19 protein-coding genes and 1 pseudogene are annotated in these 22,962 nt (G+C 41.3%); 18 read left to right on the top strand and 2 right to left on the bottom strand.

The window, feature by feature from the left end; all coding sequences use genetic code 11:
* Positions 1-24 precede the first annotated feature (24 nt).
* Positions 25-561 carry a ZapG family protein gene (locus BM308_RS03185; RefSeq protein ID WP_074942844.1) on the bottom strand — a complete coding sequence of 179 codons (537 nt, stop codon included), beginning with the start codon at positions 559-561 and terminating at the stop codon, positions 25-27.
* Between the two features lie 281 nt (positions 562-842).
* Here BM308_RS03185 and nagA point away from each other — a divergent pair, with 281 nt between their 5' ends.
* The gene (gene nagA, locus BM308_RS03180) at positions 843-1,958 is read left to right on the top strand and encodes an N-acetylglucosamine-6-phosphate deacetylase (RefSeq protein WP_074942843.1); all 1,116 of its coding nucleotides are present in this window, start codon (positions 843-845) and stop codon (positions 1,956-1,958) included.
* On the opposite strand, the gene BM308_RS03175 is transcribed toward nagA, so the two are convergent.
* The gene (locus tag BM308_RS03175; RefSeq protein WP_074942842.1) at positions 1,955-2,383 is read right to left on the bottom strand and encodes a lysozyme inhibitor LprI family protein; all 429 of its coding nucleotides are present in this window, start codon (positions 2,381-2,383) and stop codon (positions 1,955-1,957) included. The two genes, nagA and BM308_RS03175, sit on opposite strands and share 4 nt — an antisense overlap.
* Before the next feature lie 162 nt (positions 2,384-2,545).
* On the opposite strand from BM308_RS03175, the gene BM308_RS03170 reads away from it, so the two are divergent.
* The 17 genes and pseudogenes from BM308_RS03170 (at position 2,546) to ftsA (ending at position 22,885) form a co-directional block, all read left to right on the top strand.
* On the top strand, positions 2,546-4,162 hold the full coding sequence (locus BM308_RS03170; RefSeq protein WP_074942841.1) for an AAA family ATPase: 1,617 nt from the start codon (positions 2,546-2,548) through the stop codon (positions 4,160-4,162).
* Between the two features lie 162 nt (positions 4,163-4,324).
* On the top strand, positions 4,325-5,941 hold the full coding sequence (locus BM308_RS03165; protein WP_074942840.1) for an AAA family ATPase: 1,617 nt from the start codon (positions 4,325-4,327) through the stop codon (positions 5,939-5,941).
* Positions 5,942-6,150: 209 nt separating this feature from the next.
* Positions 6,151-6,456, top strand: a pseudogene (locus BM308_RS03160) (HU family DNA-binding protein); the annotation flags it as partial.
* A 217-nt stretch (positions 6,457-6,673) separates the two neighbouring features.
* Positions 6,674-7,636 carry a TAXI family TRAP transporter solute-binding subunit gene (locus BM308_RS03155; RefSeq protein ID WP_074942838.1) on the top strand — a complete coding sequence of 321 codons (963 nt, stop codon included), beginning with the start codon at positions 6,674-6,676 and terminating at the stop codon, positions 7,634-7,636.
* Between the two features lie 306 nt (positions 7,637-7,942).
* Entirely contained in the window at positions 7,943-8,425 is a 483-nt protein-coding gene (gene mraZ, locus BM308_RS03150) for a division/cell wall cluster transcriptional repressor MraZ (protein ID WP_074942837.1), read from the top strand.
* Between the two features lie 21 nt (positions 8,426-8,446).
* Positions 8,447-9,397: a 16S rRNA (cytosine(1402)-N(4))-methyltransferase RsmH gene (gene rsmH, locus BM308_RS03145; protein WP_074942836.1), complete on the top strand. Its 951-nt coding sequence runs from the start codon at positions 8,447-8,449 to the stop codon at positions 9,395-9,397.
* The gene (locus BM308_RS03140) at positions 9,398-10,006 is read left to right on the top strand and encodes a cell division protein FtsL (protein WP_074942835.1); all 609 of its coding nucleotides are present in this window, start codon (positions 9,398-9,400) and stop codon (positions 10,004-10,006) included.
* A gap of 88 nt (positions 10,007-10,094) precedes the next feature.
* A complete protein-coding gene (locus BM308_RS03135; RefSeq protein ID WP_177214406.1) occupies positions 10,095-11,723 on the top strand; it encodes a peptidoglycan D,D-transpeptidase FtsI family protein in 1,629 nt (542 codons plus the stop codon).
* 3 nt (positions 11,724-11,726) lie between these two features.
* Positions 11,727-13,232 (top strand): UDP-N-acetylmuramoyl-L-alanyl-D-glutamate--2,6-diaminopimelate ligase, encoded by a 1,506-nt coding sequence (locus tag BM308_RS03130; protein ID WP_074942833.1) that lies wholly within the window; start codon positions 11,727-11,729, stop codon positions 13,230-13,232.
* On the top strand, positions 13,225-14,601 hold the full coding sequence (locus BM308_RS03125; protein WP_074942832.1) for a UDP-N-acetylmuramoyl-tripeptide--D-alanyl-D-alanine ligase: 1,377 nt from the start codon (positions 13,225-13,227) through the stop codon (positions 14,599-14,601). Before BM308_RS03130 ends, BM308_RS03125 begins: the two co-directional genes overlap by 8 nt.
* Positions 14,602-15,684, top strand: a complete 1,083-nt coding sequence (mraY, locus tag BM308_RS03120) for a phospho-N-acetylmuramoyl-pentapeptide-transferase (protein ID WP_074942831.1) — start codon at positions 14,602-14,604, stop codon at positions 15,682-15,684.
* A gap of 13 nt (positions 15,685-15,697) precedes the next feature.
* On the top strand, positions 15,698-17,038 hold the full coding sequence (murD, locus tag BM308_RS03115) for a UDP-N-acetylmuramoyl-L-alanine--D-glutamate ligase (protein ID WP_074942830.1): 1,341 nt from the start codon (positions 15,698-15,700) through the stop codon (positions 17,036-17,038).
* A 3-nt stretch (positions 17,039-17,041) separates the two neighbouring features.
* Positions 17,042-18,175 carry a putative lipid II flippase FtsW gene (ftsW, locus tag BM308_RS03110; RefSeq protein ID WP_074942829.1) on the top strand — a complete coding sequence of 378 codons (1,134 nt, stop codon included), beginning with the start codon at positions 17,042-17,044 and terminating at the stop codon, positions 18,173-18,175.
* Between the two features lie 17 nt (positions 18,176-18,192).
* Positions 18,193-19,263 carry an undecaprenyldiphospho-muramoylpentapeptide beta-N-acetylglucosaminyltransferase gene (gene murG, locus BM308_RS03105; protein ID WP_074942828.1) on the top strand — a complete coding sequence of 357 codons (1,071 nt, stop codon included), beginning with the start codon at positions 18,193-18,195 and terminating at the stop codon, positions 19,261-19,263.
* Between the two features lie 35 nt (positions 19,264-19,298).
* Positions 19,299-20,726, top strand: a complete 1,428-nt coding sequence (murC, locus tag BM308_RS03100) for a UDP-N-acetylmuramate--L-alanine ligase (RefSeq protein ID WP_074942827.1) — start codon at positions 19,299-19,301, stop codon at positions 20,724-20,726.
* Positions 20,727-20,734: 8 nt separating this feature from the next.
* The gene (locus BM308_RS03095; protein ID WP_074942826.1) at positions 20,735-21,490 is read left to right on the top strand and encodes a cell division protein FtsQ/DivIB; all 756 of its coding nucleotides are present in this window, start codon (positions 20,735-20,737) and stop codon (positions 21,488-21,490) included.
* A 12-nt stretch (positions 21,491-21,502) separates the two neighbouring features.
* A complete protein-coding gene (ftsA, locus tag BM308_RS03090) occupies positions 21,503-22,885 on the top strand; it encodes a cell division protein FtsA (RefSeq protein ID WP_074942825.1) in 1,383 nt (460 codons plus the stop codon).
* Positions 22,886-22,962 lie beyond the last annotated feature (77 nt).

Below are 22,962 nucleotides of genomic sequence, written 5' to 3'. Positions count from 1 at the left end.
ATAGACTCCTAACGGAAAAAAATATCATACCTTAAGCGGTTCCTCCTCCTTTATCTCTTTCTTAGGCTCTTCAACAGGGACTTTTGGATTTTCTGATGTTTCAGTATCTTCAGCATCAATTGTATCCTCTGTCTGAAGTATCGGATTCTTAAGAACATCCGGAGCAGGAATTGAGCTCTTTATTGTTTCAATCTTATCTTCAGTTTCAATTTGTTTTGCAGGTGCTTTTTCTTCTTTACCTCTATAAACAGGCATTGGTCCCATATCATCTTCTAGAAAATGATGTAAACCGGATTCCTTTGGGGCAATCTTCTGTGTAGTTTCTCTTAGAAACTGCAGATATTGCCTATGGGTAGTATCTAGTTCACCGAACATATCCAGAGATGTCTTAACGAATCTGTCCAGTGTTCTATGAGCTTTTATGGCTGCACGTTTGGACTTTAGAAGCTCATCCTTGACTCGTTTATGTTTATAAATCTGAGCCATGACGACATAGCAAACTAAAGCTCCTACGACGAATCCCCCGACAAACAGGGTTATTCCAATTACGTAAAAGTTCATATTTCACCTTTATATGCAAAGTGGTTAAATCCCAAGTGGCTAATCACTTTGTACGAATGAAGATTAGATTTTATTTCTTAGAAGAAACTTAGATTTGAACATGCAATTATTTCAAAAATGTTTTCACTCTATTCCTATTTTTATTATGAATTATTTTTAATAACATTAGTATTTGATTTTGTTAAAAATATGAGACGTTGCTAAACATTTTTACTAATTGTTTCTTAAAATATCTATCGTTAATAAAAATTCTCAGACGATAAAGATGATCGAGGCTTTAAATGATCATAAAAAATGGTTCGGTTTTTACTCCTGAAGGGACCTTTGAGGAGCGTGAGGTTTATATACACAGGGACCGCTTTGTAGAGTCAGCAGAGGATAGTTATTCAGTCGATGCTTCAGATTGCTATGTGCTGCCTGGTTTTATTGATATCCATTTACATGGCTGTATGAACTCTGATTTTATGGATGGTGATGAGTCATCCCTAAAGACTATCTGCCGCTATGAGGCTCATCATGGAATTACTTCTGTAACTCCTGCCTCTATGACTATGGATGAGAGCAGTATTTCAAAGGCTCTTAAGTGCGCTGCAAAATTTAAGGCAGAGGAGGATATGGCTTCTCTGGAGGGCGTGTATCTTGAAGGTCCGTTTATCAGTCCTAAAAAGCTTGGAGCTCAGAATTCCCTGTATGTAAGAGAACCGGATGAGACGCTTTTAGAGAAGTTTATGAGTGATTCCCAGGGGCTGATTAAGACTGTTGCCATTGCCCCTGAAGTGAATAATGCCTTAAAGCTGATTTGCTTGTTTAAGGATAGAGTTAACTTCTCAGTGGCTCATACCGATGCTGATTATGATGCTGCCCATAAGGGCTTTGAGGCCGGTGCAAGGGAGCTTACCCACTGTTTTAATGCCATGAATTCAATTCATCACAGAGCTCCAGGACCAATCTGTGCAGCTGCGGAATTTTCTGATGTATTCTCTGAGCTTATCTGCGATGGCGTTCATATTCATAAGGGCGCTGTAAGACTTGCCTTCAGAGTATTTGAGAATATCGTGATGATCTCTGATTCCATGGAAGCTACAGGCCTTGAAAACGGAGTCTATGCCCTAGGCGGTCAGAAGGTTGAGGTTAAAGGCAAACTTGCAACTCTGGAGAATGGTGTGATAGCAGGTTCTGTAACCAATCTTTTTGAGTGTTTCAGAACTGCAGTAAAGGAGATGGATATTCCTCTTGAGAAAGCTATACTTGCCTGTACCAGAAATCCAGCAAAAGCAGTCAGGATCTTTGATAAGGCCGGCTCCATTGAGACAGGCAAGAGAGCCGATGTCCTTATTGTTGATAAAAAGAGCTTAGAGCTTAAGCATGTGGTATTAAGAGGAAAGCTCCTCTTCTAAGGAGCATCTTCTCCAACATAGTTGTCCTGCAGAGTTTCGTACTGAAGTTTTGTCAGATCAGCTGCGAAATTCAGATATACCATGCTGAAGATAGTGCCATCTCGGTACATGGAGTATTTCTCCATATGCTTGAGCATGGATTCCTTGTATTTAACAAAATTGCGTTCAGCTTCTTTGAGCTCTTCTCTGCAGAGCTTTGGATTCTCACTTTCACTGCATTTTGCCAGTGACTTTTTGTAGGCTATGTTGAGCTGTGCATCGTAGGCTTCGAGTCTTTTGGAGCTGCACTCGTTGATCTCAACGGTGTTATCTGCCTTATTCCTGCACTTGTTGTAGATGCCTTCTATATCTGGTGGAACTTCTGCGTATGAGAGTCCTGATAGTAGCAGTAATGAGAGTAGGGAATATTTAAAAAAATCCTTCATCTTTATATTTCTCTTTTTGTTTGATGTGTGGCTTAACTCTGTAGCTAATTGTATGGTTTTGTTGCCATAATATAACGATTCTTTTTTAAAGTGAGATAAATCTTGATAATATAATGTCAGTTACCAATAGTTGAGATTTTTTTATCGGATAGTACGAAAAAGATGCAAAATCCAGAAAGGCTTCCTACTTCAAACAATAGATTTGAAGATTTACGTAATTCCAATCAAATTTACGTAGATCACACCGATTTACTGTATGAAGCTGTAAGATTCAAAAGACCAACATTTTTATCAAGACCTCGTCGTTTTGGCAAGTCGTTGCTAGTCTCAACTTTAGAATCTCTGTTCTCAAAGGGAACTGAATTCTTTCATGGTCTTAAGATTGAAAAACTATGGGAAGAATCGGAAAAAGGCAGAACATATAAAGTTATTCATCTGGATTTTTCATCTTTAACATATTCTGACAAAAATGAGTTTGATTTTAGGCTTAGTGAAAGATTAAAGGATATTATCCTTACTCAACAAATTAAAGTAAGAGAGATTCTTCCTTCAGATGATGCGGGAACAATTCTTTATAAAATTGTTTCTGACAATCCTGCACAAACGGTTCTTTTAATTGATGAATATGACTATCCGTTAACTCATTCTTTGGAAAACAAAGAATTATTTGAATCATACCGACAGTACCTGCAGGGATTATTTGGTGCCATCAAAGGTGTAACCGGTGATATGAGATTCATCTTTATCACTGGTGTTGGCAGATTTGCTAAAACCTCTGTATTCTCACAGCTGAACAATCTAAGAGACCTTGGTCTTGAAAGTAAGTTCGCTCCATTGTTAGGCTATACAGATGAAGATATGCATCAGTACTTTGATGAGTATGTAGAAAATGCAGCAAAGACTCTTAATATCTCCAAAGAAGAGTGCTATTCTCAAATCAAGTCTCACTATGATGGCTACAGATTCCATGTAGATAACGAAACCACTCTCCATAATCCATGGTCAGTACTAAACTACCTAACTGCACCGGAGGAAGGTTTTAGAAACTTCTGGTATGAGACCGGTGGTGCATATCCAACTCTGATTTCAAAATACATTAAGTCTATTCAGAATACTCCATTGGAGAATCTTTTAAAAACCAAGTGCAGTACTAAAACACTTAGTGAGTTCTATGATTATTTTGATGTAACTCCACTAAGCATTCTTTATCAGAGTGGATATTTGTCTGTAAGAGATGAACCTAATTCTTTAGGAGGAAAGAGCTTTTTTCTGGTACCTCCAAACCTTGAGGTGCGTTCATCTTTAATTCAGCTTTACTACAGAGATGTAAGAAAGAATGCTTTATCTGAAGATATCTTTGATGATTTCTCAACAGCTCTGAAAGCAAACTTTGAGAATCTTTGCTATGAGGATTTAATCAGAACCTTCAGCGCGGCCCTGAATACCTTTGGCTATGATGACAATGAAGCCTTCAAATCAGAGCATTACTGCAGAGATATCGTTTACTTTACTTTGACCTTATCCGGTATCAATGCTCAAAGAGAAGTTATCAGTGCAGACGGCAGAGCTGACCTGGTAGTAGAACTGACAGATAAAAGATTTGTATTTGAATTTAAACTAGCCAAATCCAAATCATCTGAAGATAAGCTTCTAAAAGAAGCAGAAAATCAGATTCTGGATAAACGCTACGGAGAGATTCTTCCTCTAAAAGATCTAATCAGAATTCCAATTGTCATAAGTTCAAAAGATAAAGCCATTGCTTCATGGAAGCTTATGTAGGACAGAAAAAATTTCTGACACTTTTCATTAAATTAATGATCTAGAATGATTCTTCTTTTTTATTTTTGAGGTCAGATGTCGTTAATAGTCATATGAATATAGTTGTATAATTGCTATAGTATTCAATGTGCTTTAATTTTCATCGGATAGTTAAGAATAAAGATGCCAGATCCAGAAAGTCTTCCTATTGCTAATAATAGCTTTGAAGCCTTGCGTAATAATAATCAGAAATATGTTGACCATACTGATTTAGTTTATGAATTTGCATCTCTTTATAGACCAGTTCTTCTGACAAGACCACGTCGTTTTGGAAAATCACTTCTTCTATCTGCTTTAAAATCGTTGTTTTCTCATGGAACAGAGTATTTCAAAGGGCTGAAAATTGAAAAGCTTTGGAAGGAAAAAGAACAGGGAAGAACCTATAAGGTTATTCATCTGGATTTTTCTACATTTTCATTTGAAGATAAAAATGAACTAAACAATCAGATTACTTACATCCTGGCAGATTGCGCAAAACGAGATGGAGTGAATCTTCCTGATGATTACAAAGATCGCGGTGCAGGCTTAAACCTAAAGACCATAATTGAATCTGCTCCTGCTGAATATGTTCTTTTAATTGATGAATATGATTATCCATTAACTCACTCTTTAGGAAACAAGGAATTATTTGAATCATATCGACAGTACATGCAGGGATTCTTTGGAGCAATTAAAGGAGTGACCGGTGATATGCGATTTATCTTTATCACTGGTGTTGGTAGATTTGCTAAAACCTCTGTATTCTCTCAGCTGAACAATCTAAGAGACCTTGGCCTTGAGAGTGATTTTTCTCCATTACTAGGCTATACCGATGATGATATACATCAGTACTTTGATGAATATGTTGAGAATGCAGCAAAGACACTTAATATATCCAAAGAAGAGTGTTATTCCCAGATAAAAGCTCATTATGATGGCTACAGATTCCATGTCGAAAATGAGTCTACTCTTTATAATCCATGGTCAGTACTAAACTTCCTATCTGCCCCTAAAAATGGATTCAAGAATTTCTGGTATGAAACAGGTGGTGCGTATCCGACTCTGGTTGCAAACTATATCGAGAATATTCAAAACGTTCCTCTTGAAAGTATTCAGAAAATAGAAATCGGTGCTGATGAATTATCAACATTCTATGATTACTTTACTGTTACTCCTCTAAGTATTCTTTACCAGTCAGGATATCTGTCACTAAAAGTTGAGGAAAATGAATTAGGAGGACAGAGTCTGTTTTTAGTATCTCCTAATCTCGAAGTTAAATCATCTTTAACCAAACTTTATTACGTTGCTGTAAGGAAGGACGCTGTAGAGACCAAAACAATTCAGAATATCTCATCTGCAATTGTAAGTAATTTTGATAAATCTGATTACGAGAAGCTTATTAAGACTTTCTCAGCTGCCTTGAATACCTTTGGCTATGATGACAATGAAGCATTCAAGTCAGAGCATTACTGCAGAGATATCGTTTACTTTACTTTGACCTTATCAGGAATCAATGCTCAAAGAGAAGTTATCAGTGCAGACGGCAGAGCAGATCTGGTAGTAGAGCTGACAGATAAAAGATTTGTTTTTGAATTTAAACTAGCCAAAACAAAATCTTCTGAAGATAAACTTCTAAAAGAAGCAGAAAATCAGATTCTGGATAAACGCTATGGAGAGATTCTTCCTCTAAAAGATCTAATCAGAATTCCAATTGTCATAAGTTCAAAAAATAAAGCCATTGCTTCATGGAAACTTTTGTAGGAAAGAAAATTTTTTCTAGCAATTCTCACGAATTGAATGTCCTAGAATGATTCTTTTTTAATCAGATCTCTGCTTTTTTATTTGATGTTTATCGCATCTTTTTACTGTTGTTTGAAAAAAAGCTCTAACATCCTTTTGAATCCTTGATTAGAGCAGGGGTTATCACTATATTGTAATTGACAGTCGCATTTAATGGCTGTTGGTAAACTCTTCAAAACAAAAGGAATGATAGTATGAACAAAACAGAATTAGTTGATGCAATTGCTAAAAAGTCTGGTCTGACAAAAGTTGCTTCTAAGAGCGCACTTGATGCAGTTCTTGAAGCTGTAACCAAGTCCTTAAAGAAAGGCGAGCCAGTTCAGTTAATCGGCTTTGGTACTTTCAAAGTTAATTCAAGAAAGGCTAGAGAGGGAAGAAATCCTCGTACAGGACAGACCATTAAGATTGCAGCCTGCAAAGTTCCTGCATTCAGTGCAGGTCAGGCATTAAAAGATGCTGTAAACAAGAAGAAATAATAAAGATTCTTAAGACCAGGCCTCCACTCAAATTGGAGGCTTTGTTTTTTTTGAAGTCTGACAAAACCATATTTCCTGCCTCTTTCTTGGGCATATTCTTCTTAAATCCTGCGATTTTTGGAATTCCCTCAGAAATTTGAAGTAATTACAGTAATTGTTCTTGCTCTTACCTTAATTTGGTATCAATAATATTCCTATCGACATAGGAGTACTGCTCATGAAAAAAATGATAAAGCTTGTTTCTGCAATTACTGGTTTAATGATTGCATCTAATGCCTTAGCTGATGCAAATCATGCAAAGGTTTCCATTAACTTCCCAACAGCATCCGCATCCGGAGCCCTGTATGCAGTAGGCGCTGCCATTACTCATCTGTGGGATGAGAAAATTGATTATGTGAGTGCCTCAAGTCAGGCTTCAGCAGGCGGTATTGATAATCTTAATCAGGTTGCTGAAGGTGAGGCTCAGGTTTCAATTGCAATCTCCAGCAACTGTTATCAGGCTTTGAACGGTACAGACAGTTTTGAGGGCTACGCATATCCTGATCTGAAGGTTATAGCAGGTCTTTACTTCAATCCAAATCAGGTTGTAGTAACCGGAAAATCAGGAATCAAGACCTTAGAGGATGTTAAAGGTAAGCATTTTGCTGTAGCTTCAGCAGGCTCCAGTGTATACGGTGAGTGTCAGAATCACTTTGAGGCTGCCGGTCTTAAATTCCCTGATGACCTAAATGCCGAGTACATTACCTTTACCGACGCTGCTGATATGTTACAGAACAATACCATTGACGGTGCCTGGATTATGTCAGGTGTTCCAGCCTCAGCTGTAACTCAGGCCCTAAGTTCAGGCAGCAAACTTATTCCAATTGAGGATAAGATCCTGAACACTCTAAAAGAGAAGTTCCCTTGGTATGCCTCTTATACAATACCTGCAGGAACCTACCCAGGACAGGATCAGGCAGTTAAGACTACAGCAATTAAGATGGTAATGTTCTGTCGTGGTGATCTTGATGAGCAGACTGTTTATGATCTGACCAAGACCTTCTGGACCAACATTAAAGAGTTAGGTCAGGCCCAGTCAAACCTAAAAGGTTTAGATCCTAAGAACGCTGTAAAGGATATTGCTAATCTTCCACTGCACAGCGGAGCTGAGAAATTCTATAAGGAAATCGGCGCTCTTTAATTTTTAAACTCAGGCATCTGAATTCTCAGGTGCCTGAAAAATCTCCCACTTTTCTACCACTTCCAGCCTTAACTTTTTCTTTTTGGGTAAAGCGCATAAATAAGCCAATCGTGTGACTTGCTCAGCATTTACATAAATATCTTTTCTCTTTCTCTTTTGTAAAATATATTTAACTTACTGATTTTCAATCTGAAATCTAATTCTCCTCATTATTAATTTCCTTGAAAAACTGCAATCTTTTGATAAACTTAATGGGTGAAAGTGGGAATTTGTGGGTGAATTGTATCTAACCCATAAGGAATCGGGATGTTTGCAGGCCTTCTCTTAAGTGGCACCAATGATGTCAGCCTTGATCTTAAAGGCAGAATGGCTATCCCTGCCCGTTACAAGGATGTCATTAAGGATGAATCTGATGGTCAGCTGATAGTCACCAGATCTCTTTTTGACAAATGCCTGTGGATTTATCCAACCTCCGAGTGGGAGAACGTGGTGGAATCCCTGGGTGCCTTACCTACTATCACTGACCCGCTTTGTAGAACTATTCAGCGTATTGTACTTGGAAGTGCCGTTTTCTGTAGTCTTGATGCTCAGGGAAGAATTCTGATTCCACAGGAATTAAGAACTGAAGCTTCACTAGAGAAAAAAGCATTTCTGATTGGCTTTAACAATAAATTTGAGCTTTGGTCCGAAGAGAACTTTAAAGCTCAGCGTGAGATTGACAATAATCTGCTTATGGATGCCTGCAAATCAATGGAATCCCATAGCCTGCTTGCCAATCTTAAGCTGTAACTTAACTTTAGAAGGTTGTAGATGGCTTTTTCCCATATTCCTGTTTTATTGAATGAAGTCTTAGATGGTCTTGATATCAAGCCAGACGGGATATATGTTGATGCTACCTTCGGTAGGGGAGGGCACTCAAGAAAGATCTTGGAGAGACTTGGCCCTTCAGGAAGATTATACGGACTGGACAGAGATTTAACAGCCGTTGAAGCCGCTAAAGAGATTAAAGACGAACGTTTCTGCATTACCCACAGTGCCTTTTCAAATATTCTTGAAGTCTGTGAAAGACTTGGAATAGCCGGCAAGGTTGACGGTATTCTGATGGATATTGGTGTTTCATCTCCTCAGATTGATGATCCATCACGTGGTTTCTCCTTTGATAAGGACGGCCCTCTGGATATGAGAATGGATCAGAGTGCCAAGCTTGATGCAAAGACTATTGTTAATACCTATTCAAAACAGGATTTAGCTTATATTTTCAAGGTCTACGGCGAGGAGAACTTTGCCTCAAAGGTTGCCGCTGCAATTGTAAGAGACCGTGAAAAGAAACCTTTTGAAACCACTTTGGAACTCTCAGAATTCATTAAGAGAGTAATCGGTGGCAAGCCAACACCTAAGCACAAGGCTACCCGCTGTTTCCAGGCACTGAGAATCGCCGTGAACGGTGAGCTTGATGAGCTGAAAAAAGCTCTGGACAGCAGTCTTGAGGTATTGGCAGACAATGGAAGATTATGTGTAATCAGCTTCCATTCATTAGAAGACAGAATTGTAAAAACATTTATAAAAGATAAGTCTCAGGGCCAGAAGGTTCCTAATGGATTACCTCTGACTTTCGAAGAAACAGAAAAAATGAGACTAGCTACAGCAAAGGTGGAGCCCGTTGGTGGTGCCATAAAGGCAACCGCAGAAGAAATAGAGTCAAATGTAAGATCTCGAAGTGCAACTTTGAGAGTCTGCAGAAGACTTAAGAGGCAACCTTAAATGCAAGAGTCATCAGCATTACGAAAATTAGAAGAAGACAATCTGCCGGTTGAGGAAGAAAAAGAACCCCAATTTGGCGATAGATCGACTCACAAACATAAAGCAAACAGTAAATTACAGGCTCCTGATGTTGCAAAGATTCAGATCAATGCACCTAAGGAAGACAAGCAGGAAGAAAAAACTGTTGTAACGAAAGTTACAGAGCAGAGAATTCTTCGTATCGCCAATGCAGACATTCAGAATGAAGATCTGTCTACTGAGATTCTGGCTATCCCTTTATACACAGGTGAGCTTGAACCCGCTAAGAAAACAGCATTGGTTCCAACAATACTGAAAGACGTTTTCGCACATTCTTTATCTTTTGTGTTAATCTTAGTAGCAACATGTTTATCAGTTTATAAGGTACATATTGTTCAGCAGACACGTGATATTACAATTGAGCTGAATGAAGTTACCCAGAAAAATGAACTGATGCATAGGGAATGGCTTTCATTGCTTTCTGAGAGAGAAGTACTGACAGAGTATTCAGTAGTCAGAAAGTCCGCTATAAATAAACTAGCCATGGTTCAGCCAAAAACAGAAGACGAAGTTGTAATTGATTTAAGATAAAATGGCCCTAATCCACGAACAAGGGAGCAGTCGCCTACAAATAAGCAAATTCCGCATTTTCAGTGTGTGGAGTGTTGCTTTTTTAATTATGGCAGCCTTAATTGGAAGGCTACTGTGGATCCAGATCCTATATCCTGAAAAACTTATCGCTGAAGGAAATGCTCGAGTTGTCAGAAATTATCATTATGAGCCTCCTCGCGGTCTAATCACAGACAGAAACGGCAGAATTCTGGCTATTTCTGTTCCTGTCAAAACAGTAGATGCCGATCCTAAATTCCTTCATGAAGAAGGTGTTTATGCTGATAAGAAGAGAATGACAGAGATTGCCAAGATTCTTGAGATCGACGTCAACACCTTATATAAGAGAACCGCAGATCAGACTAAACGCTTTGTTCACTTAAAACGTTACCTTGAGGTTGATAAGGCCAAAAAGCTCAAGTCACTGGGCAAGAACGGCATTATTCTGGGTGACAGCTACCGTCGTCATTATCCAACCGGTGCCATGAACGCCACCCTGATCGGTATTTTAAACGGTGAAGGTGCAGGTGTTTACGGCGTTGAGCAGAGCTTTAACTCATTTTTGACCTCAACGGCCTCCACCAGACTTGCAAAAAAGGACAAATACAATCACATTGTCGAGAATCTGGGGACTGTTAAAAAGGGTACTCAGGGCGGAAGCCTTGTTTTAAGTATTGATAACAGACTTCAGGAAGTTGCCTATGCCGCTCTTGAAAATACTGTAAAGGAAAATGATGCGGACAGCGGAACTGCTGTGCTGATGGATGTTAAGACCGGTGAGGTTCTGGCCATTGCCAACTCTCCATCCTTTGATCCTAACGACAGAAAGAAGTTTGACAGTACTAATGCCAAAAATAGGGCAGTAACAGATATTTTCGAACCTGGTTCAACCATGAAGCCACTAGTGGCTCTGGCTGCTTTAGAGGCTAAAACAACCAATTGGAATGAAGTTTTTGATACCCGTCCATTCATAGTTGATGGTAAAATGGTAAGGGATTCTCATGCCATGAGTCAGGGAACTCTTGCTGATATTATCAAGTACTCTTCAAATACCGGTATGGCCCGTATCTCAATGAGACTTGGTCCTCATAAGATTATGTCGGTACTGGACAGATTCGGCTTTGGAAGTAAAACCGCATCTGGTCTTGCAGGTGAAAGCCCTGGCAGACTAAATGAAAACAGACCTTTCTGGTCTGAGATTGATAAGGCAACACTAGGTTTCGGATATGGTGTTGCGGTTACCAATATTCAGCTGACTTCTGCATATGCCACACTGGCTAATGGCGGAAACAGATTGCCTGTATCAATTCTAAGAGTTCCAAAGGCGCCTCAGAGCACAAATGTCATGTCTCCGAAGCTGGTTGTAAATATGCAGCGAGCCCTGGAATCAGTAGTTAACAACGGTACCGGTGGAAAAGCGGCAATTGATCGCTATCGTGTTGCAGGTAAGACTGGTACTGCAAAAATTGCATCAGGTGGAACTTACGGTAAGTTCTATATGGCAACCTTCGCCGGATTTGCTCCGATTTCAAATCCTCGATTTGCTCTTGTTGTAGTTATCAATGCACCTAAGGCAGGTAAATTCTATGGCGGTACCGTATCAGGTCCTGCCTTCAGTGAGATTATGTCCAGAGCATTGCAGTTATATAACATTAAACCAGACGTACCTCTGGAAAAAGAAAATAAAAAAGATAAGTAAAAAATGAAAAAATTAAAACAGATTGTAAGCTTCCTAGGTTTAAAGAAAAAGGTCGAGGATATTGAGGTTCTCGACCTTGAAATTGATTCAAGAAAGATAAAGAACGGTTCTGCTTTTTTAGCTTTAAAGGGCACCAGAACCAACGGCCTTAAATACATGCGCTCTGCTCAGGATGCAGGTGCTGTGGCTATTTTATATCAGGATAAGAATCCTCCATCAGACGAGGATTTAGAAGGTATCACCATCCCTGTCATCAAGATCCCTAAGGATAAGAAAATCGGTCTTCTGGCAAGCTGGTTCTATGATAACCCTTCCAACAAAATCGGTCTTATCGGTATTACCGGCACCAACGGCAAGAGCACTATTACTCAGCTTATTGCCCAGTGGCTGTCCTTTGGCCTGGATACCAAGTGTGCTGTTTTAGGTACCTTAGGTTTCGGTTTCCTGCCTGATCTTCAGAAAAGTTCAAATACAACCCTGGATGCAGTAACTCTTCAGAAAACCCTCAATGAGATGGTTCATCAGGGTGCTCATTATGCTGCTTTGGAGGTTTCATCTATCGGAGCGGTTGAAGGTCGTATTGACGGCTGTACCTTCAGTGCAGGTGGCTATACCAATCTGACCCGTGATCATCTGGATTATCACCAGACCATGGAGAAATATGCCGAGGCTAAACTGAATTTCCTGAAGAGAGTTCCTCCTAAGCGTATTGTTCTGAATGTTGATAATGAGCAGGGCATCAAGTACAGCGAGGAATTACACGGATGTGTAGCCTACAGCTGCAAGAGTGATTTCTTCAGCTCAACAAATTCTCTTTTATTCAACCGCTATGTCTGGATCAAGTCTGCAACCTATAAGGCTCACTCAATTGCTATCGAGGTTGAGTCAAGCTATGGTTCAGGCAAATGTGAAATCGGCCTTTTAGGCGGTTTTAATGTAGAGAACTTTGCCTGTGCTCTTACTGTGCTTTTAAATCTGGGCTTCCCATTGGACAAGCTTTTAGCTACAGCTTCAAAGCTCAAACCAATCAAGGGCAGAATGGAGTGTTTTGTTGCCGAGCACAAGCCTCATATCGTGGTTGACTATGCACATACCCCTGATGGTGTGGAACAGGTGCTTCGCGGTGTTAGAGAGCATCATCCTGACGGTGATGTATGGTGTGTATTAGGCTGCGGCGGTGACAGAGATAAAGGCAAGCGTCCGATTATGGCTATCAAGGCCTCTGTATTTGCCGACCATGCGGTCTTCACCTCAGATAATCCAAGAACCGAAGATCCAAAGGCAATTTTAGATGATATGCAGAACGGTGTAATTGCCGAAGCTCATAACTACATCTGTATTGAGGATCGTGAGAAGGCAATCAAGTACGCCTTTGAGCATGCGTCCGAGAAAGACTGTATCGTGATTGCCGGTAAAGGCCATGAGGATTATCAGATTTTCAAGGATAAGACCATTCATTTCTCAGACAGAGAGATTGCCTGCAAGCTTTTAGGAGTTAAGTGTGATTAGTTTTAAATTAAGTGAGCTTGCAGTATACGCAAACTATAAGCTATTAGGTGACGACAGAGTAATCAGTGCAGTAAGCACAGATTCCCGCAACTGTAAGGATGCTCTCTTTGTTGCTCTTATCGGTGAGCGTTTCGACGGTCACGACTTTATTGAAAAGGCAATCGACAACGGTGCGGTTGCAGTGGTTTCCTCAAAGGTTCTGCCACAGAGTATTGTAAGCAGGGTACCTGTAATTCTCTGTAATGATACCCAGAAGGCTTTAGGCTACTGCGGTTATCTTGTAAGACGTCAGTCCAAGGCTAAAATTGCAAGTCTTACCGGTTCCTGCGGCAAGACCACAGTGAAGGAATTTACACATTCAATCCTTTCTCTATGTGGAAAGAGCATGTGTACCAACGGCAATTTCAACAACGACATCGGTGTTCCTCTAACTCTTTTAAGACTTGAGAAGGATACCGATTTTGCTGTTATAGAACAGGGCGCAAGTCATCTTTTCGATATTGCTCATACCTGTGAATTTGTTAAGGCTGACACCGCAATCATTAATAATGTCGGCGGAGCTCATATTGAAGGCTTCGGCTCATATGACGGTGTCTACAAGGGCAAATCAGAAATTCTTGAGGATGTTCTGTCCCGTGGCGGTATGGCTGCAGTTCCATCCGACAACAAGTATTTTGAGCGCTGGAAGTCTGACTACAAATCTGCTTTTGCAAGCGGAAAACTTCTGTCCTTCGGTTCTCATGATTTTGACTTTGTACGTTTTTCAGATGTTAAGAATTCTGCAGACGGACTGAGCTTTACCTTAACCTGTCCTAATCAGACTTTTGATATCAGCATGAATGTTATGGGAGCTCACAATGCCTCAAATGCAGCTGCAGCCTGTACTCTGGCTTTAATCAGTGGTGCTGATGAGTCAAAGCTTAAGGAAGGTCTTTTGGCCTCCGGCGCTATCAAGGGCAGACTCTTTGCAAGCACCTTCAAGAACATGAGTGTTATTGATGATGCCTACAATGCAAGCTATAACGCTGTAATCGCCGCTTTGGATACCCTGAATCTTCAGTCAGGCCACAAGGTTATGATTTTCGGTGACATGGGCGAGCTTGGTGATGCAGCCGTAGAACTGCATGAAAGTGTCGGAGAGCACGCCGCCTCAAAGGTTGATGAACTTTTATGTGTTGGTCCTCTGACCGAACACACCTGTAAAAAGGCAGGAAATAAAGCAAAACATTTTAATTGTCACGCAGATCTCGTACAATATGCACGCACTGTAATTAACAATCACCCATATACAAGCTTTTTAGTTAAAGGCTCACACTCAATGCATATGGAAGAGATTACCAGGGAACTTATCGCTCTAGGGGCAAACTAAATGATAGTTTATTTATCAGATTACTTAAGTCAGTACATTTCATCATTTCGTGTTTTTGAGTACCTGACATTCAGAGCTGTACTGTCACTGTTTACAGCTTTATTCCTTTCTCTGTTTTTTGGTTCTTATGTAATCAGAAAACTGCAGCTGTTACATTTCGGTCAGGTTGTTAGAAATGATGGTCCTGAGTCTCATCTGAAAAAGAACGGCACCCCAACCATGGGCGGTATTCTGATTGTGGGCTCAATTGCCTTATCAATGCTTTTATGGTGTAAGCTTGATAACGTCTATGTCTGGTATACACTGGCAACTCTGATCTGCTATTCCCTCATCGGTTTTGCAGATGACTTCCTGAAGGTTGTTCGTCACGATCCTCATGGACTTAGAGCAAAATACAAGTATTTCTGGCAGTCTGCATGTGCTATCACTTTAGCCTGCTGTATTTATGGTACCGCCTCAACTCCTGCTGAGACAACCTTAGTGGTTCCTTTCTTTAAGGATTTCATGCCTGACTTAGGCTTCCTGATTATTCCTCTGGCTTACTTCGTTCTGACCGGTTCCTCAAATGCGGTTAACCTGACAGACGGTCTGGATGGACTTGCAATTATCACCACCATTACTGTGGCCTCAGGTCTTGCTTTTGTTGCCTGGGTAACCTCAAATTCAAACTTTGCAAGCTATCTGTATATCCCATATGTTCCAAAGGCTTCAGAAATCACTATTGTCTGCACAGCTATCATTGGTGCAGGTTTAGGTTTCCTATGGTTCAACTCCTACCCAGCACAGGTTTTCATGGGTGACGTTGGTTCCTTATCCCTAGGTGCAGTTTTAGGTATTATCGCAATTCTGATCAGACAGGAATTCCTGCTGTTCATTATGGGCGGTATCTTTGTTCTTGAGACTGTGAGTGTGATTCTTCAGGTTGGCTCCTATAAGTGGAGAGGCCGCAGAATCTTCAGAATGGCACCTATTCATCATCATTTTGAAAAAGGTGGTTGGCCTGAGCCACGTGTAATGGCACGTTTCTGGATTATTACCATCGTGCTGGTTCTGATTGGTATTATCACCTTGAAATTAAGATAATTATTAGAAAAATATGAATAAAAATCTAGATGGAAAGAAAGTAGCTGTAATAGGTTTAGGTATTTCAAATATTTCAGCTATCAAATATTTAATCAAACATGACCTTAAGGTTCTGACTGTTTTTGATACCAGACACAATCCTCCTCACGTAGGTGATCTTCCAACTGGTATTGACTTAAGATTAGGCCCTATCAGTGCAGACGTTTTAGTCGAGTACGATATGGTGGTCATCAGCCCTGGCATCAGTATCTATGATGAAGAGATTTCCAAGGTTATTGCTGCAGGTGTTGAAGTTGTCGGTGATATTGAGCTGTTTGCAAGAGAGGCAAAGGCTCCTATCGTAGGTATCACCGGTTCCAACGGTAAATCAACCGTTACTGCTCTGACCGGTTTTATGGCTGACACTGCCGGTATCAAAGTTGCTGTCGGTGCAAATATCGGTGTGCCTGTATTTGATATTCTTGCTGATGACGTTGAGCTTTATGTACTTGAGCTTTCAAGTTTTGAGCTTGAAACCACCAAGTCTCTGAAGCTTGCTGCCTGTACAATTCTTAATGTATCTGAGGATCATCTGGACAGATATCACGGTGATATTGAGGAATATGCTCTTGCCAAAAAGGCAATCTTCAAGAACTGCAAGAACGTGATCGTAAATCGTGAAGATCCTCGTACCTATCCACATGAGTCAGAGCTTGATAAATACAATATCACTTCCTTCGGTCTTGATAACAAGGGAACCTATGGTATTGAAAGAGCTCGTGACGGTATCTTTCTGACAAAGAACAAGCAGAGAATCATGAACGTAAATGAGCTTCGTATCTACGGCGTTCATAATTATCTCAATGCTCTTGCCTGTCTGGCATTAACTGACTGTGTAAATGTTTCAAAGTCCTCTCAGATAAAGGCTCTGCGCCGCTTCACCGGTCTGCCTCATCGCTGCCAGCTGGTAAAAACCATTAAAAAAGTCTGTTACTACAACGATTCTAAGGCAACTAATGTAGCATCATCCGAGGCCGCAATCATCGGTCTTCGTGATATCCACAGCAAGGGCATCATTCTTCTGGCAGGCGGTCTTGGCAAAGGTCAGGATTTCACTCCGCTTAAGAAATACATCGGCAACGAGGTAAAGTCTGTTTTCTGCTTCGGTAAGGATAAGCAGAAGCTTTTAGAGCTGAATTCTGAACTCTGCTTTGATGTTGAAACCATGGAAGAAGGTTTAAACAAGGCCTATGAGATTGCCAAGGAAGGGCAGGCTGTACTGTTATCTCCTGCCTGTGCCTCATTTGATCAGTTCAAAGGCTTTGAGGATCGCGGACAGGTATTTGTTGAGCTGGTAGGCAAACTTCAAGAGTAGTAAATGCAGTTATTCAAAAAGGGTAATCCCGGCTATGACAGAATCATTCTGATTACCACTGTGATTCTGCTGGCTCTGGGAGTTGTGATTATTAGTTCTGCTTCAATTATGGAGTCAACCATGAAATATGGTGATTCCATGTATCAGACTAAACGTCACCTTTTTGGTATCGGCATTGCTTTTTTCTGTGCTCTGGTTGCAACCATGACACCAACTGCATTCTGGAAAAAGCGCTCTTTAATCCTTCTGTTCTTTGTACTGTGTCTGATGATTCTGGTTCTGATTGTAGGACGTGAAATCAACGGTGCAAAACGCTGGCTGAATCTTGGACTGATGAATCTTCAGCCTGCTGAGCTTTTAAAGCTCATCTGGATCCTTTATTTTTCAGATTATGTAAGCAGAAAGATTGAGGCAATCTCCAAAACCATTCAGGGTTTTTTAAGACCGATTGTCTTTCTTGCAATTATGACCGTTCTGCTGTTACTGCAGCCGGATATGGGCTCTTTCTTTGTACTGGCTGTAATCACCTTTGCCATCATGTTTGTGGCAGGTGTGGGACTTTTAAAGTACATTGTGGTCGGAGTTATTATGGGCATTATCTGTGTCCTGTTAATTAAATTCTCCCCATACAGAGCAAGACGTGTGACCTCCTTTTTAGACCCATGGTCTGACGAGTTCGGTTCAGGTTATCAGCTGACACAGTCTCTTATGGCATATGGCAGAGGCGGACTCTCTGGTGAAGGGCTGGGTAATTCCTATCAGAAACTGGGGTATCTGCCTGAAGCTCATACTGACTTTGTGACTGCGATTTTCGGTGAGGAATTCGGCTTTATCGGAATGTGTGTCCTCATTCTGCTTGAGTTTGTAATTGTTTATAAAGCTATATCCCTTGGAATCAAGATCCTCAAAGAGGATGCCATTTATCAGGGATATGTTGCTGTAGGAATCGGAGCCTGGATAGCTCTTCAGACCTTCATCAACATAGGTGCCGCCTCAGGCGGTCTGCCAACAAAAGGTCTGACTCTGCCATTTATCAGTTACGGCGGTTCATCTCTTATGGTGTTCTGTACAGCAATTGGAATTCTTCTAAGAATTGATTTTGAATGGCGTAATAAGGTTATATCTAATAAAAGATAAGATTTAAGCGCATATATATGAAAGCTAAAAAAGTATTGGTAATGGCCGGAGGCACTGGCGGCCATGTGTTCCCTGCAATTGCAATTGCTAAGAAAATGCAGGAGGAAGGTGCAAAGATTCTATGGCTTGGAACCCGTGGAAGAATGGAAGAACAGCTGGTTCCAAAGCATGGTTTTGATATCAGATATATAGACGTAAAGGGAATCAGACGTAACGGCTTAAAGCGTTTAATCGGTGCTCCTTTTATGATTATGAAGGCTGTGCTGCAGGCACGTGCCGTAATTAAGGATTTCAAGCCTGATGTGGTTTTGGGGATGGGCGGATATGCCTCAGGTCCAGGCGGACTTGCTGCCTATCTGCAGAAGATTCCGGTTGTTCTGCATGAGCAGAATGCTGCTGCCGGTATGACCAACAAGCTTTTATACAAGGTGGCCTCCTCTGTAATGCTGGGATTCCCTGGAGCTTTCAGCGGTGATAAGGTTCAGGTGGTAGGCAATCCTGTACGTAAAGAGATTATCGAGCTTCATGATTATCCTCGTGACTACACTTCAGGCAAAATCAGAATCTCTATTGTGGGCGGCTCTCTTGGAGCCAGAGCCTTAAATGAGCTGGTACCTGTTGCTTTAAAGAAGTTTACTGAAAACTCCATCAAGGTTGTTCATCAGTGCGGCAAGGGAAACAGCGATGCTGTGAAGAAGCTGTACGAGGGTGCAGTCTTTGACTATGAGGCAACTGACTTTATCGATGACATGAATTCTTTATACAAGAATACTGATCTGATTATCTGCAGAGCCGGAGCTCTGACAGTTGCGGAAACCTGCACTGCCTCTCTGCCTGCAATCTTTGTCCCTCTGCCTACAGCAGTGGATGATCATCAGACCAAGAATGCCCAGTTCCTAAAAGATGCTGGAGCTGCTTTTGTATTTGCTCAAAAGGATTTATCTGCGGATAAGTTATATGAGACAATAAAGGATTTAATTGATCATCGTGCAAAATTAAAGGCAATGTCTGATGCTGCCAGAAATGCTGCCAGCATTGATTCTACCGAGAAGGCCGTTGCCATTATTGACAGCGTAGTAAAGAATTAAAATAAACTGAAAACAAAAAACTAAACAAAGATAAAATGACAACAACAAATAATATTCATACAGTTCCTCTGATGCATAAGGTCAAGAGGATTCATTTCATCGGTATCGGCGGTGCCGGTATGTGCGGTATTGCAGAAGTACTTTTAAACCGCGGTTATGCTATCTCGGGCTCTGATATCGCCAAATCTAAAGTTACTGAAAGATTAGAAAAGCTGGGTATTACCGTATTTATCGGTCATGCTGCTGAAAATGTCAACGGCTCTTCAGTAGTTGTTGTTTCCTCTGCTATTCACGAGGATAATCCAGAGATTCAGAAGGCAAGAGAGCTTCATATTCCTGTTGTTCGCCGTGCTGAGATGCTAGGTGAGCTGATGCGATACAGAAACGGTATCGCTGTTTCCGGAACTCACGGTAAAACCACTACAACCTCTCTTATTGCTTCAATTTTTGCTCAGGCCAAACTTGACCCAACCTTTGTTATCGGCGGTCTTTTAAACAGCGCCGGCACAAACGCAAGATTAGGTACCGGCAACTACCTTATTGCCGAGGCTGACGAGTCAGATGCTTCATTCCTGCATCTGCTGCCTATGATGACTGTGGTTACCAACATTGAGCCTGATCATCTTGATACCTACGGCGGTGATTTCAACTGCCTTAAAAAGACCTTTGTGGAATTCCTGCACAATCTTCCTTTCTACGGTGTTGCTGTAGTCTGCCTGGATGATCCTAATGTTAAGGAGATTATTCCTAAGATTGGACGTACCGTACTTACCTACGGTGAATCTGAAAAGGCTGATTTCAGAGTTGTAGACTTTAAGGAAGTCGGCCCAAGATCTGAGTTCAAGGTTGTTCGTAAGGATCATGCTCCTCTAAGCATTGAGCTGCCTGTTCCTGGAATTCATATGGCCAAGAACGCTGCAGCAGCTGTTGCTGTTGCCATTGAGGCCGGTATTGAAGAGTCAGTTATTGTTGAAGCCCTGAAGAACTTCAAGGGTGTAGGCCGCAGATTCCAGAATTACGGCAACTTTAAGACCAAGTCAGGTAAGATTATTACTCTGGTGGATGATTATGGTCATCATCCAACTGAGGTTGAGGCAACCATCAAGGCAGCAAGACTTGCTTATCCTGAGAAGGAGCTGGTTATGGTATTCCAGCCTCACCGCTATACCAGAACCCGTGACTGCTATGAGGATTTCGTAAGAGTACTGCAGCTTGTGGACAAGCTGGTGCTGGTAGATGTATATCCTGCAGGTGAAGAACCTATTGCCGGTGCAGACGGTAGACACCTGTGCATGTCCATCAGATTGAAGGGTAAGCTGGAGCCTCATTTTGTGGAGACTGTAAACGAGGTTCCTGAGATCCTGGAGAATCTTTTAGATGACGGAGCACTGCTCTTAACTCAGGGTGCAGGTAATGTAGTACAGGTTGCAAGAAATCTTTCTTCAATATTTGAAAAAGTTTAAGGAACACCATGTCGAAAACAAGACACAGCCGCGGTTATTTTATCGCAGGCATCATTTTTGTGATGCTGCTGGTAGGTCTTGTTATCAAAGGTGATCTTTTAATCAAGCACTTTCTGTCTCAGTCAAATGCGCTGCCGGTAAAAGCGGTTCAGATTGACGGAGTTTTCAAGAATATCACCAAGAAGAAGATTGCGGATATTACCGGCAGGGTGTGCGCAGGTCAGAACATTGCCACTTTAGATGTTAAGGTTCTCAAGCAGGAGCTGATGAAGGAACCATGGATTGCTCAGGTAGCTGTTCAGAAGAAAATGCCGGATACTCTGGTGCTTTCAGTGATTGAACATGTTCCTGCCGCTTACTGGAATGACAACGGAATCTATGATGCCAAAACCAGAAGCATCTTTTATCCGGATATGACAAATTTTGCACTTCCTCTGGTCAAACTTGGAGCATACCGAGACAATCTGTGTTCAGATGTGTATGACAGCGCAGTTTCTTTTATAAGAGTTATGACGGACTCCCCATATCAGATGATTGAGTTATATCTTGATAATGTCCGTTGTTATACAATAACACTTGATAATGGAACCAAGCTTATTTTAGGGCGCGGTCAGAAAGATGGTATTGAAAGACTGAAAAGATTCATACGTTCATTTAAACACTCTGGTCTTGATATAAATGACGTAGAGTATGTGGATTTAAGATATGATGTCGGATTTGCAGTAGGAAAGAAATCCGCATCAGAACAGAATAAGAATAATTAAGGGGACTTTTTTATGGCAATCATGAAAAAGAAGGGGAGCAGTCCTGTAACTATCAGTGATTCAGAACAGCAGATCTACGCACTGGACATTGGCAGTTCCTATATACGTCTGGTCTCAGGCATCGTTGAACCAAACAAGCAGATCAAGATACAGGGAATGAGAGAATGTGTCAGCAATGGTATGGTTCAGGGGCACATTTCCGATATTAACAGCCTAGCAAAACAGATTGCCTATCTAATTCAGGATTATCAGAAAACCTACGGTGTCACCATTGAGAAGATCGTAACCGGTGTACCAGGTTGTTTCATTGTTGCAGAAAATCAGCAGGGACATTCCACCATTCAGTCCGGCACCATTGACAAGTCAGACCGTAACAAGGCTGTAAGAATGGCTATGGCCGGTGTTAAGTTCAATGCTGCTGATTACTCCATCATTCATGCAATTCCTCAGCAGTATGTAACTGAAAGCTCAGAGCAGGTAACCAATCCTATCGGCATGTATGCAAAGCGTCTATCCGCAAGTGTTCATGTTATCGGATGCAGCTTTATGTACAAGAACAATATTGAAAAAGCCATCCGCATGACCAATCCTGATCTGGATGTCTGCTCAATTATCTATGCCGGTAATGCAGCATCAAGCGCTGTTTTAACCGATGCAGAAAAGGAAATCGGTGTAATTCACGTGGATATCGGCGGCGGTACCGTTAACGTAACTGTTTACGAGGGCAAGCGTCAGCTTCTATCCTTCGGTATTGATGACGGCGGCAACTATATCACCAAGATGATTGCCAAGGAATTTTCAATTTCCATGCATAACGCCGAGTACATCAAGTGCAACTATGGATGTGCCGACTCAAGATTCCTCTCAGAGGACAATGCAAACATTTCCATCAGAATTCCTGATAACGAGTCTAATACAACTCAGGTAAGCTCCAATGAGGTTGCCATCCGCAACGGTACTCTGGCTGATGTTATCAACCGCGGTATCAGAAGCATGTGTGAGCTTATCTTCCAGCGTATCAATTTCTACGGCAGCTCTACTTTAAAGAGTCTGGAAATCGGCGGTGGTATTGTTCTGACCGGCGGTACCTCAAAGCTGCCTGGTATTGAGCAGGTATTCTCAGACTGGGTACGTGACTACAATTTCCAGGATAACACCTTCCTAAAGTGCAACACCAAAGTCAGGGTAGGTCATCCTATCGGTATCGGTCTGTTTGAAAATGCCGGTGCCCCTGAGGTGATCTCTGACTCAGATAAGGCTGTTGCAATAGGATTATTAAGATCCGCAAGATTTGATGATCTTAAGCAGTACACCGATGATGAACGCAATGAGAAGGGAAAAAACCGCAAGGGCTTTTTTGGAACCGTTGCTGAATGGATCTCCCGCGAGCTGTAGGCCTGTTCTTACGGTTTTACGTAGTGCGTGAGCTACTACAAAAAATTAGGGTTTAATTTATACAATAAGTCATATTT

Source organism: Succinivibrio dextrinosolvens (genome assembly GCF_900116345.1).
In the GTDB taxonomy this organism is placed as follows: Bacteria; Pseudomonadota; Gammaproteobacteria; order Enterobacterales; family Succinivibrionaceae; genus Succinivibrio; species Succinivibrio dextrinosolvens_B.
The sequence above is the reverse complement of the archived record's forward strand: the minus strand, read 5'-3'. Positions and strand labels throughout refer to the sequence as shown.